The following is a 12594-nucleotide window of genomic DNA, read 5'->3' as shown; positions in this document are numbered from 1 at the left end:
GGAGCCGAAATTTTACAAGGTAGGACGGTCAGGTCTTCAGAAGGAGGTTCTCCGTATGAGTCCTTTTTTCTCACCCACACGTAAAAAGGTTATATTTTTTGATATGAATAACACGATCCTTGATCGCAGGCAATGCTTCGACTCCGCTTTTCTTGAAGTTATGCAGGATTTCACCGCACGGTGGGAAACAGAGGATTCGAAACTGACCGCGCAAGAGGCACTGCTTAGCTATAAGTCCGAGTGGAGCCGACATCGCAAATCGCCTATCCGAAGCCCTATCTCGCCAGATGAGTTGCGACATATTTGTCTAATCAAAGCACTCCATCCTTTACCGATGCAAGTGAGTACAGCGTTTACGCGATCCTTTTTCAGTCAAATCGAAGAGAAAGAAGACCATTTCGTTGCTTTATTCCCAGGGGTAGAAGACACACTAGAGGTGCTGGCACGTCAATATAAACTGGCGATTATCAGCAATGGAAATCGAAATCGACTACAGCGTAATTTGGAGAAAATGAAGCTGACCTCCTGGTTCGACCAAGAGCGTTTATTTACAACGGAGAATGATGGACCACGAAAGCCACATCCCGCGATTTTTGAGCAAGCCCTGAAATCGATGAACACGGCTTCCGGCCAGAGTGTAATGGTGGGAAATTCGTGGCGTAACGATGTGGTAGGCGCGGCTTCTACCGGGATGGATGCAGTCTGGATTCACCCAGCCAATATTAAGAAAATCTCTGAGCGGCGGATTGGGAAGCAGAAAGTGATCATCGTTCGTTCATTTAAACAATTAATCTATACGTTCTGAAACACATTCCAGCATTCGTTAGCCAATCGTTTGAAAACAATAAATACTGCCTTGATGCGCCTTCGCTTTCTTTTTGAGCTGAGCCGCTGTTTGAGAAATATAGTCTAGTGAAATAGGGGATTCACAGCTGCAGATGACTAAGGATAAGGACACCGTGACCCCTTCGCTTTTCACTTGATGGCCCCCCCGATCCACCACATACTCCCAATCTTCACCTTCGTAGAACATCCGGACACCGGTTTCGAATCGATTGATGATTTCCTGACACAAGAGTTTCGGTGATAGTGAGCTGGAAATTGCAATAAAATCATCACCGCCGACATGACCGACAAAATCGCTTGGTGTTCCATAGAAAGCGATAGCTTGCTGCATTAAGTCCGCCATATATTGAATTAATTGATCCCCTTTTTGAAAACCAAAACGATCATTGTACCATTTAAAATAATCCAAATCAGCATAGATCACGTGAAAAGGCACTCTCGCCGTAATTCGTTTGTTTAATTCTCGATTAATTTGCAAATTCCCCGGAAGACCTGTTAGTGGATTCGCAACGCGTGCTGATTCCATTTTCACATTCGTAATACTCTCTAAAATGGTTCGTATCGACGCTGATCCCGCCATTTTCCCTTGGCTTGTAATGATGACAAGATCGTATAAATGATGAATCGCCCGTGAAGTTGCCAACTGGGACACTTGCTCCACAGGCGTTAACTCGTCTACGATCAAAGGTGAAGCATCCATCACGCTATCAATCGTGCGATTCCAGTACAGTGAGTAGGCATATTGGCCAGCCAAATGTTGGAATAAGCGATCTCGCATCATAAGTCCGCGCGGCTCATCATCATGAACAATAACAACCCCGACAGCCTCTTGATTCTTTTTGAAAAACTCCGCGATTTCAGAAATTTGCGCTTTCGTTTGGAACACACCAACAGGTGTTTTCAGCTCGCCAATATGCCAAGTCATAGTGCCTCCTTGGACGTTGCGATGCTGCCAAATGGTCATTTTATGTGTGTCTTGAACAGTCGCAACAGATGTAGAAGGTCTCCCGAGTAAAAAACCTTGCGCATAATGCACACCCATTTGAGTTAATTTGGCTAGCTCCTCTACTTGTTCAATGCCCTCAGCGATCAACGAAATGTTCATTTTCTGAGCAAAGGTAACGAAGGTTTCGAGAATGTAGGCTTTCACTTTATTCAAATGAATATTTTCTATCAGTGAACGATCGATTTTGATAAAATCAGGCTGAAGCTCGGCAATCGCTTGGAGTGAAGAATACCCTGCCCCCGCGTCATCAATCGCAATGCGATAACCCTGTGTCCGATAATGGGCTAGAATCTTCTTAGCCAGAGTAAAGTCCTCAATCGAGCTTCTTTCCGTAATTTCGAACACGACATTGCTCGGACGAAGTCCATACTGCTGCAGAATCTCAAGCGTCTTGCCTGGAATAAAGCCAGGGTCCTCTAAAACGTGTGACGAGATATTAATAAATAACAATTGCTGTCCGTGTTCCAAAATGGAGCCTTGTATGGCTTTCTCACGTGCTAGCCTCTCTAGACGATATAGCTCACCTTGCTGCTCCGCATACTGAAACATCGCGAGTGGTGAATGAAAAGGGCCATCCACCGGGCCGCGAGTTAAAGCTTCATATCCCATCACTTGTCCATCTTGCAAGGATACTATGGGTTGATAGACGGAAGAAATACGCTGTTCTTCTATTAACTTATGAAACTCGATCGCGACTTCTGACTGAGTAAGCATGTGCATCATCCTCATCTATTTCTACATGTATCCCAAGTCTATCAAACCAAATGATAGGTAAGATTAACCATATGTAAAATGTATGTAAAGACTTTAAGAAAAAAAGAGGGAATTACACTTTTTCCGCGAAAAGGTGTGATATGGATTGTAGGTGCGTATAGCAGATCTTGTGCGGAAAGGACCGACCGATGGAACAACAAGTAAAAATCTTGGCGGTAGATGATCGCTATGAAAACTTGCTGGCTCTGAATAGCATTTTGGCCTCTTCTTCCTATGACGTGATTTCATTGCAATCAGGGGAAGAAGCACTTCGCTATTTATTAAAAGAACCTGCAGACCATATTGCAGTTATTTTGATGGATGTGCAGATGCCAGGTCTTAGTGGTTTTGAAACCGTAGAATTAATAAAGCAACGGAAAGCCTGTCAAGATATCCCGATTATTTTCCTAACAGCTTTAAGCACCTCGATTGAGCATGTATTACGAGGCTATCATGTGGGTTCCATTGATTATTTATTTAAACCGGTACATCCCAAAATGCTGCGCATGAAGGTGGATGGCTTCGTTAATATGCATCTGAACCATCAGAAGTTGAAGGCTCAAAGTGAGCTTTTACATAAACGCACATTGGATCTAGAAGAAACGAATCGCAAGCTTGCAGAAGCCGAGGAGAAATTAATAGAGCAAAACTTACTTCTCGAGAATTGGGTTGAAGAACGGACGTCTGAGCTGGTCGATGCTCATGAGAAGCTAATGAACTCCCAAGAGCATTTCAAAAAAATGTTCATCCTCTCGCCTTCCTTAATGGCCATCCGCCGACTTCCTGATCTAACCTATCTGGATGTTAATGAAAGTTGGAAGCAGCATACAGGCTATGGAGACGAGGTTATTGGCACAGCCTTGAATCTATTGCGTGATGATCTTAATAATATTGCTAAATATGGCGATATTGTCCGTAATGAGAAAGTTCGTTATGTGACCAAAACTGGGGACATTCGGACTGCGCTCTTATCCACAGAGATTATCGATATCGAGGATGAAAAATGCATGCTGCATGTCGCAGTTGATATTACGGAAAGTCTTCGATTTGAAACCGAAATGGCACGACTTGCTCAATTAAACCTAGTCGGCGAAATGGCCGCAGGCATCGCGCATGAGATTCGGAATCCGATGACGACGATCCGTGGCTTCCTTCAACTATTTCAAGAAAATGATCGCCATATGCAAAAAGAATATATCCCCATCATGTTGGAAGAGTTGGATAGAGCCAACGATATTATTACGGAGTATCTTTCTCTCGCCAAAAATAAGCAATCCTATCAACGTCCTGAGAGTATTAATCGGATCATTGAAAGCTTGCTGCCTCTGATCCAAGCAGAAGCCGTCCTGTCAGGCAAGCATGTTAATGGTCAATTCGGTTATTGTCCAGAAATACAACTTGACGACAAAGAAATGCGACAGCTGATTCTGAACATGTGTATGAATGGTCTTGAAGCTATGAGCATAGGTGGAACGCTATCGATCGAAACCTACCAGGAGCCTGAACACGTTGTCCTCCTAATTGCTGACCAGGGCAGTGGAATTAAAGCCGAGCATCTTGAGAAGTTAGGCCGCCCTTTCTTCACGACGAAGGATGAAGGCACTGGACTCGGTTTAGCCATTTGCTACAGTATTGCTGCAAGGCATCACGCTACGATTGAAGTGAGTTCCAGTTCGAATGGGACAACCTTCATAATCCGCTTTCCGCTTCATTCCAAATGAGAAAAGGGCCATCTCCAGAAGTAGATTTGATCTACTTTTGGAGATGGCCCTTCTCTATATCGTTTATACGTTCAGATCTTTCCGTTTCCCCGTAACCATGTAGATGACACCTTCACCGATATTCGTGGTATGGTCTGCCACACGCTCCAAGAAGTGAGCAACAAACAACAGATGGGTCAATTGACGGTTCCGGTGATAATCGGTTCCCATCATCCCCATCAGTTCCTGCATCACCGTACTGTATAGCTTATCTACACGATCATCTTTCTCGGCCAGCGATGCCGCTCTATGTACATCGCGTTCCGTATAGGATAGAAGGCTCTCGTGCAACATTTCGATAGCGATTTCAGCCATTTGCGGAATTACTTCTAGCGGCTTCACCAATTCTTCACCTGCAAATCGAATCGTGATCTTCGCGATATCGACAGCATGATCGGCAATACGTTCCAAGTCTGTCGCAATCTTCAACGCCGTTCCAATAATTCGCAAATCACTAGCCATGGGTTGTTGAAGAGCAATTAAACGTAAACATAGTTCATCAATGGTCGTTAAATAGTCATCAATGAGATCGTCCTTCTGGATGACTTGCTGTGCGGCTTTCTCATCAAGCTTGGCAAGCGACTCTACGGACTTGTAAATTAAATCCTCGACACTTTCTCCCATTTGCTGTAATTCCTTCTGCAGTAGTGCCAACGACTGATGAAACCCAGGTCTTGCATCCATGTGTTATCTCTCCCTTTATGTGTTTTAACCGAAACGTCCGGTAATGTAATCTTCTGTACGTTGATCATTCGGATTCGTGAAGATCTTATCGGTCTGGTCGGTTTCAACTAAATAACCGTTCAGGAAGAAAGAGGTTTTATCTGAAATTCTCGCTGCCTGCTGCATGTTGTGGGTCACGATGATGATCGTATATTTCTCTTTTAACGTTTGTGTTAGTTCTTCTACCTTCAATGTTGAAATAGGATCCAACGCCGATGTAGGCTCATCCATTAGTAATACATCTGGCTCAACAGCAAGTAGTCGTGCGATACATAAACGTTGCTGTTGTCCACCAGACAACCCCATTGCAGACTTATTCAAGCGGTCCTTGACTTCGTCCCAAAGCGCAGCTTGTTTGAGACTGCGTTCTACTATTACATCTAATACAGATTTCTTCTTGATCCCATGAATTCGTGGTCCATAAGCGATGTTATCATAGATACTCATTGGGAATGGATTTGGACGTTGAAATACCATACCCACACGTTTGCGCAGCGAAACGACATCGGAATCCGAACCATAAATATTGTGTCCGTCCACGGCTACATTTCCTGTGATCCGCACATTGTCAATGAGATCATTCATTCGATTCAATGTACGAAGGAACGTGGATTTCCCACAACCTGATGGTCCGATCAACGCGGCAATGGTTCCTGTTTCAATACTTAAATCTACGTCGTGAAGCGCCTGATTATCTCCATAGAATAAATTTAATTTCTCTGCTTTAATTTTATACTTCGTCGCGATTGCCATATGTTATTTCCCCCCGGAAAGTCTTTTTTGTAAGATTCGACTTGGTATCGAAACTAGCAGATTAAAGATTAAGACAACGATGAGTAATAGGGCAGCACTGCCTTTAGCGATTTCTTTCGCATCTGGAACAAGTGATTCTGCACCGATGTACCATAGATGAACAGAGAGCGTCTCTCCCATTTTGAGCGGATTGAAATCAGGGAAAAAGCGTGAAACAGACAACCCAGCTGTGTAAATGAGAATCGCTGATTCACCAAGCGCACGGCCGGCAATTAGGGTAATTCCTGTGATTAAGTTAGGTAAAGCGGCAGGAATGAGCACCTTACGGATCGCTTGCCATTTCGTTGAACCCAGCGCTAAGCTTGCTTCCCAATAGGAGTCAGGCACAGTGCGAATAGCTTCCTCCGTAACCCGCACCATGACGGGTAGATTCAAGAGTGCAACGGTGGCCGCGCCACCAATGATTGAAAATTTAAGCCCTAGCAAATTAGCGAACAATAAAAATCCGAAAAGACCAAAAACGATAGATGGTACAGAAGAAAGTGCCTCAACCGATATTCTTACGAGGTCAGTGAACCAGTTCTTTTGTGCATAAATAGCTAGGTATATACCTGAAAATAAACCGATCGGAATCGAAATCACGAGAGATAAAAACAGGACATAGAAAGAGTTGAAAAGCTGTGGTCCAACTCCGCCGCCAGCTTTGATTTCTTCCGGCTTACCGAAGATGAAATGCCAGGATAGGTGAGGTATGCCATCCCCTAGTATGCGAACGAGAAACCATGCGAGAATCCCGATAATAATAATACCTGATGCCCAGAAGTATATGGTCGCGATGCGATCCGTTGTTTTACTTGTCATTTGAGTTCACTCCTCTTAGCTACAATTCGAATGATGAGAATGAGGGATAAGGAGATAACAAGTAGAAGCAGCGCCATCAAATAGAGTGCATTGTTCCAAGTTGACCCGTAATTCGTATTCCCCATATCTTTCACGATCGCTGTTGTTAACACCGTGGTGGAGTCAAGAAGCGATTTCGGCATTTGAGGCGAGTTCCCAATAACCATGAATACCGCCATCGTTTCGCCAATCGCGCGGCCCATCCCAAGGATGATCGCTGTCAGAATACCAGGTCTCGCCGCTGGCAAGAGTACTCGCCACATGGTCTGCCATCTTGTTGCTCCCAACGCAAGCGAAGCCTCTTCCAATCGACCAGGAAGTGAACGAATCGCATCTTCGGAAATGGACAGAATAGTAGGAAGGATCATAATCGCTAAGATGATAGCCGCTGGTAAAATTCCGTAGCCCACCCCGCCTGTAAATTTACCAAGCGCAGGTACAATGACCGTCATCCCGATCAATCCATATACAACAGAAGGAATTCCAACAAATAAATCTGTCGCAGGACGCATGATCTCACGCATCCATTTAGGTGCAATTTTCGCCATAAACAAGGCACCTGATAAGGCTAGTGGAACCGAGATAACGACAGCCACAAGTGTCATGAGCAGCGTGCTGTATAGAAAAGGAAACGCTCCGAATTTATTTTGACCAGGTGTCCAATCTGTTGAAAAGAAGAACTCTAGAGGGCTTACACCTTGAAAGGTCTTGATGCCTTGCATACCCACGAAAACAATGATAGAGAAAATGATGGCAGAAACTAATGCAGCACTGCCTACAAATATCCATCTCATTATTTTATCTTGTCTATGCTGTCCTTGGGTCCATTTGGTGATGACTGGACGATTCTTCTCGTCCGATTTGACGCTGGTTAGTTGATCTACTATGGAATTCACTGCGTGATTCCCCTTTCTATTCAGTACACAAGACTTAGTATTATCATAGAATATGAATGTCATTGGATCGTAAATGAATTGTTAAGGGAATGTAAAAGTTTTCTCTTTTGAACAAAACAAAAGAGCGCTCCATAGTATGTGAGCGCTCTAAGTATGTTCTATTTGATTATTATTTTTTCAACAAATCAGCTGGTAAGAACTTCAACTCACGTACTTGTTTACCTTGGAAATCCTTACTGGAGATGTAGTCGATGAAAGCTTTAGCAGCGCCCGTCGCTTCACCTTTAGTGTACATGTGTTCTACACCGAACAATTTATAAGTGCCGTTCTTAATGTTTTCTTCAGAGAAAGCTACGCCATCAATTTTCAAAGCTTTTACAGTGTCATCAATATACGGTGTATCTACGTAACCGATGGAACCGGATTGACCTACAACTGCAGTTTTCATCGCACCACTGTTTTCTTGTGTGATTCCGTCTTTCGTGAACTCTTTACCATCCAAAATAATTTGTTTAACTAGTGTACGGGAACCTGAGCTATCCGGACGGTGAACAAGAACGATTTTCGCGTCATTGCCGCCTACGTCTTTCCAGTTCGTGATTTTACCCATGTAGATATCAGTCGCTTGTGCTTTCGTTACGTTGTCTACTTTCACATCTTTGTTAACAATGAAAGCGAAAGGTGCGATAGCAACTTGGTGATCAACAAGACCTTTGTCTTTATATTCAGCAGCAGGTTCTACGTCGGAGTTACCGATATCGGATGTTCCGTCTGCTACGTTCTTAATTCCTGTACCTGAACCACCAGCAGTTACGTTAATCGTTACCTTCGGGTTCTTTTCCATAAATTCTGTTGCTGCTTGCTTAACTAATGGAAGAAGTGCGCTGGACCCGGAAGCTGTAACCGTTCCGCTCAATTCTGTTTTTGGCGTTTCACTAGGCTTTACTGAAGCAGCTGCAGTTGCAGCAGGTGTTGCGGAAGCAGCATCTTTAGTTTCTGTTTTTGCACCGCAACCAACCAAAGTCCCCATCATTAATACCGCGGATAGTGTAAATGTAATTCCTTTTTTCGACATGAAGTTAAACATAGTTAACATGTCCTCCTTTGAATGTATGTGCTGGATTTGGTTATGTTCGATCCCCATCTGCTTGTGTGTCGAACGACCTTACTTCCATATGGTAACAAGCGAATGTTAAATACAAACCCACGAAACGTAAACGTAATGTAAAACTTTTAATTTACAAATCATTTACATAGTTCGACGCTCTAGTTAATAGAAGCCCCCTATATTAATAAGTAGTTAGGCGGAAAAATGTCTAAGTTTGTCTATTTATAGGAGGTATACATATGCGTATTTTGTCATTGTCCAACTTTTCTATGCGTGCAAAATTAATCGCAAGCTTCAGCGGCGTATTGCTCATTTTCTTGGCCGTGGCCCTGTTCAATCTGAATCAGGTGACACAAATTAAACAGCATATGACCGATCAGAATGATAAAGTAGATCTCAAAGTTATGGCCTTGGAGCTTAAAAATTTGGTTCAAGAGATGAACATCATTGCTTCTGGACTTGAAATCTCCAAGAAACCCGAATTTATCGAGAAATACAACAGTAAACGAAAGCCTTACAATGATTTCATTCAAAAGATCGGGGATACCGCCAGTACCCCAGATCAGCAAAAATGGCGAAGCCAGTTAATCCAAGCCTCGGTTGATTACATAAATAATTTCGATACAGCAGCTAAAATGGTACAGGACACCAGCATCAAGCCAAATGATCTTCAGATTAATCTGTTGTACTTATATAGTGAATCGCAAGAGTTGAAGGATAACATCTTTGGATTGGTGGATAAGTTTTATGTAACGTACGCGGATGGCGCTGCATCTGCAATTGCAGACTCCTCCAAAGCACTTAATGACAGCCGCACGATCATGATCGTTGCTTCTGCTTTCGTCTTTTTCTTAACCTTGGTCATCGCTTTTCTCATTATTACATCATTCACACGTCCGATTTCTGTTCTGCAAAAAGCCGTCGCTCGCATTGCTTCCGGAGATTTAACCCACACCATTAATTCCTCTGCCAAAGACGAGCTTGGGCAATTAAGTAATAACTTCGATCAAATGATCAAGCAGGTTAGGCTCATGCTTGGCGCAACCAAGGGCATCGCATCTTCCTTATCTGCCCATTCACATGAATTCCATCGCTTCTCACAGCTAACAGCTTCGGCTAACTCGGATATCCTCAAAGCGATCCACGAGATATCAACAGGTGCAGATGAACAAGCGATGAAAACAGAGAGCAGCTCGCTGCTTATTGCTGAGCTAGAGGATGAGATCCGCGGTATCAGCGCGTATACTAATGAAATGAAACGCAGCAGCGACGAGGCTGCTGCCAATACGCAGCAAGGTACCGCGTACGTGCAAGCACTCAAAGCATCGACTGCGCAGTCGCAGCTCCTGCTGCAAAAAGTAGATGCGGCGATGCAGACGCTCAGCGCCAGCTCGAAGCAGATCGGCGCCATCGTGCGCTCGATCATGGAAATTTCAACGCAGACGAATGTCCTAGCGTTGAATGCCGCAATCGAAGCGGCAAGAGCCGGTGCGCACGGCCGCGGCTTCTCGGTGATCGCGGACGAAGTGCGCGAGCTGTCCCTGCAAACGAACGGATCGTCGAAGACGATCAGCGGTATCATCGGGACGCTGCAAGGGCAGATTCAGGAGCTGCAGCTTTCACTGGGTGATGCGCGTGAATCTGCGCTAACGCAAAGTAACCATGTGGAGGAAACCTTCGGCTCCTTCAATAGAATTGAGCAATCTACGTTAGTCATCCGTGAGCAGATTGTGCAGATTCACCATAAAATCGAACAAGCCCAATCGAAAAACGATCACCTTGTCGATTCCGTCCAATTCGTTGCCGCTATTGCGCAAGAAACAGCTGCAGGTGTTGAAGAGGTGAACTCGACCAGTATTCAACAGGACGCATCGATCCGCCGTATTGCCGAAGAGTCAGATGATATTCTTGAGCTGGCTGAGCAGCTTTTTGCAGAAATTAGCAAGTTTCAAATTGCGGAGGTTCTTAGTGTGGACGAGCCAATAGAAGCCCATGATGATGGAGAACTCATCGTGGAACAAATTTTGGAACAAATCGCAGTGATTGAACAGGAATTGAACGTAGAGCCCGTATTTGAACAACATCGTGACATCCAGCAACAGAAGGTACACAAGGACGAGGAGTTACGACAAGAAAAGAAAGAATTGGTCGGGGTCAAGTGACATCTATACGAATTGCACAAAATCAAAAAGAGCTAAGCGCTTTTTAAGCCGCTTAGCTCTTTTGATCTTATTTCGCAATCTCATCCGATGCTTTGATGTTACGGAGGATGCTCACTTCGACTCGGCGATTCTTGGCCCGCCCATCGGTTGTCGCATTCTCCGCAATAGGACGATACTCGCCATAGCCAACGGAGGAATAAGATGCTGGCTGAATCTTGGTGTTAACGAGCAGTAATTTCATGAAGTTCACCGCGCGCTTGGCACTTAAATCCCAATTCGTCTCAAAATCCGCCCGATGAATCGGTATATTATCGGTATGTCCAGCTACCTCGACCTGATAGCCAGGATATTGCCCCAATAAATTCGACATCGATGTGGCTAGGTTTTGGGATTCCTGCTTAATTGTCGCAGATCCAGAATCGAACAGTGCTCGATCGCTTATGGTAATCGTCAACTTTTCATTATCCAACTTGGTTGTCAACTGTTCACTCATGTTATTTTCTTTAATAAACGCATCCATACTTTTCTTTAGTTCTTCCAGATCCTTTTCTTCCTTCTGAAGCTTAGCAGCTAGCTGGCTCTCGATTTTATTCTCTTCTTTGGAAGGAGGATTCTGGTTCTTAAAATTATTTTTCGTCGAATTCGCTGCATCATCAATTGGAATTAAATTTGACATGGCGAATGGCGCTTCGCCACCTGTGAATGCATTATTTAACGATCGCATAATGGAATCATATTTCTTAGAGTCTAACTGACTAGATGCGAACAAAATGATAAAGAGGGCAAGGAGTAAAGTCAATAAATCCGCATAGGGAATCAACCAGGTTTCATCGACATGTTCTTCATGATCCTCGTGCTTCTTTTTCTTACTCACTGTCCGGATGCCCCCCCCTCCATGCTTTGTTCATAGGACGCACGATCCTTGTTAGCAACAAAAATCATCATCTTCTGCTTCACGGAATTGGCAGACACACCAGATTGGATGGAAAGTAGACCCTCTACGACCATCAACTTGATTTCAACCTCTTTCTTGGACTTCTGCTTAAGTTTATTTGCAAAAGGGTGAAAGATAACATAGCCCAAGAAAATACCGAACATGGTAGCAACGAAAGCTGCTGAAATCAAGTGACCCAACTTCTCAACTTCACTCAAATTACCAAGTGCTGCGATAAGCCCTACAACGGCTCCAAGTACCCCTAATGTAGGCGCATACGTACCTGCTTGTGTAAAAATACTTGCAAATTTCTTATGTCTCGTTTCCATCTCAGCAATATCTTCAAGTAGAACATCCCGCACAAAGTCAGGGTCATTCCCATCGATAATCAGTCGCATACCGCTTTTCATAAAAGGATCCGAAAGTTCCTCAGCTTGCTTCTCCAAAGAAAGCAACCCCTCACGACGCGTAATGCTCACCCAGTTAATGAATGTTTCGATCAATTCTTTTTTGGGCATTAGTTTCTGTTCCGTAAAAATAATTTTTAATAAGACCGGAATTTTCTTGATTTCTTCTAGCGAGAAGGCTATGAGCAGCGCTGAAGCTGTTCCACCGAAAATGATTAATGCAGCCGCAGGATTTAATAAGGCCGCTAGACTTGCTCCCTTTAGTACCATACCAAAGCCAATGGATACTGCAGCCAGCACAATACCAATAATTGATGATTTCTCCATGCTTCATGCACCTCTTCAA

The 12594-nt window shown here is 44.0% G+C and carries 11 protein-coding genes; 3 read left to right on the top strand and 8 right to left on the bottom strand.

Annotated elements, in window-relative coordinates:
* Positions 1-55 precede the first annotated feature (55 nt).
* Positions 56-805: an HAD family hydrolase gene (locus tag GC096_RS24595; RefSeq protein ID WP_171633937.1), complete on the top strand. Its 750-nt coding sequence runs from the start codon at positions 56-58 to the stop codon at positions 803-805.
* 18 nt (positions 806-823) lie between these two features.
* Here the strand turns inward: GC096_RS24595 and GC096_RS24590 are convergent, their stop codons facing one another.
* On the bottom strand, positions 824-2566 hold the full coding sequence (locus GC096_RS24590; RefSeq protein WP_171633936.1) for a GGDEF domain-containing protein: 1743 nt from the start codon (positions 2564-2566) through the stop codon (positions 824-826).
* Positions 2567-2754: 188 nt separating this feature from the next.
* Here GC096_RS24590 and GC096_RS24585 point away from each other — a divergent pair, with 188 nt between their 5' ends.
* Positions 2755-4326 (top strand): response regulator, encoded by a 1572-nt coding sequence (locus GC096_RS24585; protein WP_171633935.1) that lies wholly within the window; start codon positions 2755-2757, stop codon positions 4324-4326.
* A 63-nt stretch (positions 4327-4389) separates the two neighbouring features.
* Here GC096_RS24585 and phoU read toward each other — a convergent pair whose 3' ends face one another.
* From phoU to GC096_RS24560, 5 genes are all read right to left on the bottom strand, one after another.
* Positions 4390-5049: a phosphate signaling complex protein PhoU gene (gene phoU, locus GC096_RS24580; protein WP_171633934.1), complete on the bottom strand. Its 660-nt coding sequence runs from the start codon at positions 5047-5049 to the stop codon at positions 4390-4392.
* A gap of 24 nt (positions 5050-5073) precedes the next feature.
* A complete protein-coding gene (pstB, locus tag GC096_RS24575) occupies positions 5074-5841 on the bottom strand; it encodes a phosphate ABC transporter ATP-binding protein PstB (protein WP_171633933.1) in 768 nt (255 codons plus the stop codon).
* A gap of 3 nt (positions 5842-5844) precedes the next feature.
* Entirely contained in the window at positions 5845-6702 is an 858-nt protein-coding gene (gene pstA, locus GC096_RS24570; RefSeq protein WP_171633932.1) for a phosphate ABC transporter permease PstA, read from the bottom strand.
* A complete protein-coding gene (pstC, locus tag GC096_RS24565) occupies positions 6699-7637 on the bottom strand; it encodes a phosphate ABC transporter permease subunit PstC (RefSeq protein WP_171633931.1) in 939 nt (312 codons plus the stop codon). Before pstC ends, pstA begins: the two co-directional genes overlap by 4 nt.
* A gap of 169 nt (positions 7638-7806) precedes the next feature.
* Positions 7807-8724, bottom strand: coding sequence for a phosphate ABC transporter substrate-binding protein (locus GC096_RS24560; RefSeq protein ID WP_171633930.1), 918 nt, complete (start codon positions 8722-8724; stop codon positions 7807-7809).
* A gap of 260 nt (positions 8725-8984) precedes the next feature.
* Between GC096_RS24560 and GC096_RS24555 the strand changes: the two genes are divergently transcribed.
* Positions 8985-10907: a methyl-accepting chemotaxis protein gene (locus GC096_RS24555; protein ID WP_171633929.1), complete on the top strand. Its 1923-nt coding sequence runs from the start codon at positions 8985-8987 to the stop codon at positions 10905-10907.
* 67 nt (positions 10908-10974) lie between these two features.
* Here GC096_RS24555 and motB read toward each other — a convergent pair whose 3' ends face one another.
* The gene (gene motB / locus GC096_RS24550; protein WP_171633928.1) at positions 10975-11781 is read right to left on the bottom strand and encodes a flagellar motor protein MotB; all 807 of its coding nucleotides are present in this window, start codon (positions 11779-11781) and stop codon (positions 10975-10977) included.
* The gene (gene motA, locus GC096_RS24545; RefSeq protein WP_171633927.1) at positions 11778-12575 is read right to left on the bottom strand and encodes a flagellar motor stator protein MotA; all 798 of its coding nucleotides are present in this window, start codon (positions 12573-12575) and stop codon (positions 11778-11780) included. Before motA ends, motB begins: the two co-directional genes overlap by 4 nt.
* Between the last annotated feature and the right edge of the window lie 19 nt (positions 12576-12594).

Source organism: Paenibacillus plantarum (genome assembly GCF_013141695.1).
Classification (GTDB): domain Bacteria; phylum Bacillota; class Bacilli; order Paenibacillales; family NBRC-103111; genus Paenibacillus_E; species Paenibacillus_E plantarum.
The sequence above is the reverse complement of the archived record's forward strand: the minus strand, read 5'-3'. Positions and strand labels throughout refer to the sequence as shown.

What these genes read in the sequence shown, in the direction of transcription:
- pstB (WP_171633933.1), bottom strand. Translation starts at nt 5,841, where the DNA reads ATGGCAATCGCGACGAAGTATAAAATTAAAGCAGAGAAATTAAATTTA.
- motA (WP_171633927.1), bottom strand. Translation starts at nt 12,575, where the DNA reads ATGGAGAAATCATCAATTATTGGTATTGTGCTGGCTGCAGTATCCATT.
- GC096_RS24585 (WP_171633935.1), top strand. Translation starts at nt 2,755, where the DNA reads ATGGAACAACAAGTAAAAATCTTGGCGGTAGATGATCGCTATGAAAAC.
- GC096_RS24560 (WP_171633930.1), bottom strand. Translation starts at nt 8,724, where the DNA reads ATGTTTAACTTCATGTCGAAAAAAGGAATTACATTTACACTATCCGCG.
- pstA (WP_171633932.1), bottom strand. Translation starts at nt 6,702, where the DNA reads ATGACAAGTAAAACAACGGATCGCATCGCGACCATATACTTCTGGGCA.
- phoU (WP_171633934.1), bottom strand. Translation starts at nt 5,049, where the DNA reads ATGGATGCAAGACCTGGGTTTCATCAGTCGTTGGCACTACTGCAGAAG.
- GC096_RS24555 (WP_171633929.1), top strand. Translation starts at nt 8,985, where the DNA reads ATGCGTATTTTGTCATTGTCCAACTTTTCTATGCGTGCAAAATTAATC.
- GC096_RS24595 (WP_171633937.1), top strand. Translation starts at nt 56, where the DNA reads ATGAGTCCTTTTTTCTCACCCACACGTAAAAAGGTTATATTTTTTGAT.
- GC096_RS24590 (WP_171633936.1), bottom strand. Translation starts at nt 2,566, where the DNA reads ATGCTTACTCAGTCAGAAGTCGCGATCGAGTTTCATAAGTTAATAGAA.